The 2,217-nt window shown below is 52.5% G+C and carries 3 protein-coding genes and 1 pseudogene; all 4 read right to left on the reverse strand.

Annotated features, from left to right (window positions below; genetic code table 11):
• Positions 1-906 (reverse strand): MobV family relaxase (mobV, locus tag ACTQ3V_RS15430; RefSeq protein ID WP_441468272.1); only part of this gene is annotated, 906 nt, incomplete at its 3' end.
• Between the two features lie 187 nt (positions 907-1,093).
• A complete protein-coding gene (locus ACTQ3V_RS15435) occupies positions 1,094-1,489 on the reverse strand; it encodes a replication initiator protein A (protein WP_441468273.1) in 396 nt (131 codons plus the stop codon).
• Positions 1,490-1,599: 110 nt separating this feature from the next.
• Positions 1,600-2,013, reverse strand: a complete 414-nt coding sequence (locus ACTQ3V_RS15440) for a cysteine-rich VLP domain-containing protein (RefSeq protein ID WP_441468274.1) — start codon at positions 2,011-2,013, stop codon at positions 1,600-1,602.
• Positions 1,994-2,217 (reverse strand): annotated as a pseudogene (locus ACTQ3V_RS15445) (hypothetical protein); the annotation flags it as partial. The gene ACTQ3V_RS15440 and the pseudogene ACTQ3V_RS15445, both read right to left, overlap by 20 nt.

A 2,217-nucleotide genomic window follows, 5' to 3' on the forward strand; every position in this document is an offset into this window, starting at 1 on the left:
CTCCGCCAGCACTTCCGGCGGGATACGGTCAACCAGCCGTTGTAAATCGTCCAGTTCGCTTTTCAGCTTTGCCCGTTCCATCGTATCTTTCATCTTGCTTTTTTCGCTGGCTTTGGCTCTGGCTTCCAGCTTTTCATTTTCCGCTAACAGGTCTTTTATCGTGACCTTGTACTTTTTCAGTTGCCCGGAGAAGTTCTCCATCTGCGGAAACCACTTTTTCAGCAGGGAGAGGGCTTCCTCTTTCTTCTTCCCGGCGTTCAGCGGGTTAATGCCGTCAAGGGCGGCTTCAATGGCTCTGGCCTGTCTGGAGAGGGAAACCGCCTGTTTGAACAGCCGGGTGGGGATATGCTTCCGTCCTGTCTTGCTTGCGCTCTCCCCACGCTCCAAATCGGGATATTTCTCCACCATATAGGCGTGAAAATAGTCCTGCCACTTCGTCAAATTCGCCCGGTTGCCGATAATCTCTTTCGCACACAGGCGGTTATCCTTTGTCAGCGGAACAAAGGTCAAATGCAGGTGGGGCGTTTTCTCGTCCATGTGTACCACCGCCGACACGATATTCTCCCGGCCTACCCGGTCAATGAGGAACTCCGCCGCCCGCTGGAAAAACGCCTGTATCTCCTTTGGGGATTTCCCCTTGAAAAACTCCGGGCTGGCGGTTATCAGCGTGTCCACAAACCGGGTGCTGTCCTTGCGGGTGCGGCAACCGGCCTGTTCGATACGGCTCTGAATAAAGTGGTAATAGCGTCCCTCCGGCTTGACGATGTGAAAGTTGTATTTGCTTTTTGCCGTGTCAATGTCGGGATTGCTGGCGTATTGCTCTTTCTGCCTTTCGTGGTGGGCTTCCAGCGGCCTTGCCGGATTGCCCTTGTGCTTCTCAAAACGCAGGATTGCGTGTTGTGGCATTCTGCTCCTTTCCCCGTTCCATTCCTTTCCGGCGGGTTTTCCACAGGGAAAATCCCGCCAAAACTATCTCTGATAGGATTGGAATGGAATGGATATAAATAAAATATTTTTAATCTTTGTATTTCTATATACCGTCCGGTTTCCGTACTTCAAGAGGATTGATTATCGTACTTGCCGGGTACGGTTTTCAGTCCTCCGGCGTTCCAAAACCGGATTTCTTGAAGTCGGTGTTTGGAACCGCTTCATAGGATTTTGGGTAAATACAGTTGGGTTTTCCACAGCCCTGTTTCTTAATCTCAATCAACTCCGCATACTGTAACTCCCGCAGGGTGTTGACGGCTTTCTGCCGCCCACAGTGGAGCAAGTCCACCACCTCACAGATGGGATAGTACAGGTAAATGCGCCCGTACTCGTCCGCCCATCCGTTTTTCCGGGATAACTCCGCCCGCCGCAAGATAAAGGCGTACAATAGCTTTGCTTCGTTGGACAAGGGCTGGAATGTGGGTGCTTCAAAGAGGAAATTCGGGAGCCGGGTAAAGCTGAACGCCTTTTCTGGCTGATGAATATAAATCGTGCTTGTCATAGTGTGTTTTGTGGACGGTTAGAAGCCTGTTTTCCGAGGGAGATGATACTTGATACCACCCGCCCCGGTTTGGGGCTTGCGGAGCCTTGCAAATCAAGGCTTTTTCCTGTCTAACTGTCCACAGCAGACCTCCTTTTCCGTTCACTTTCTGTTTTCTGCCGCCTGTGAACTCTGGCGGCGCAGTCCGGGCAGTATTTCGCCCGGTTGGATTTGGGGACGAACACACCGCCGCAGACCGCACAGCGTTTCAAATCCCTGCCCCGGTAAATCTCCGCTTCCAGCGTCCCGGCAAGGGGCAAGACCGCCCACCGAAACCATTTACAGCAGACCGAGAATGAAACTATCTGCGGGCAGGTGCAGGTGTCCCCATCATCAAGGACAATGCAGTTGCCGTCCTCACAGTTACAGCACTCCCGCCGTATCAGGGCATTGGCCTGTTTCCTTTGTGCCGGTGTCATGCGGTAGGGCGTGCCGTCCGGTTTGCGCTCCAAAGGCGGTAAAATTTTATATGGATTTCTTTTCATGTAGTCCCTCCGTTTTCACTTTTGCCATTCTCCCCGAAAAGGCTTCCTGTCCCATTCCTGCGGCGTGTTCCGGCGTTGGCACGCTCCCCACAGCTTCGGGACAACTTGGCGCTGTTGACAAAGTCTCGCAACAGCCCTCGCGGTATGTTATAATAAGAAAAAAGTCTGAGGTGATGGGATGCAGCTGGCGATACACATGGTAAC

Origin of the sequence: Candidatus Agathobaculum pullicola (assembly GCF_052117205.1) — a bacterium.
GTDB classification, from domain to species: Bacteria; Bacillota; Clostridia; order Oscillospirales; family Butyricicoccaceae; genus Agathobaculum; species Agathobaculum pullicola.

What these genes read in the sequence shown, in the direction of transcription:
- ACTQ3V_RS15435 (WP_441468273.1), bottom strand. Translation starts at nt 1,489, where the DNA reads ATGACAAGCACGATTTATATTCATCAGCCAGAAAAGGCGTTCAGCTTT.
- ACTQ3V_RS15440 (WP_441468274.1), bottom strand. Translation starts at nt 2,013, where the DNA reads ATGAAAAGAAATCCATATAAAATTTTACCGCCTTTGGAGCGCAAACCG.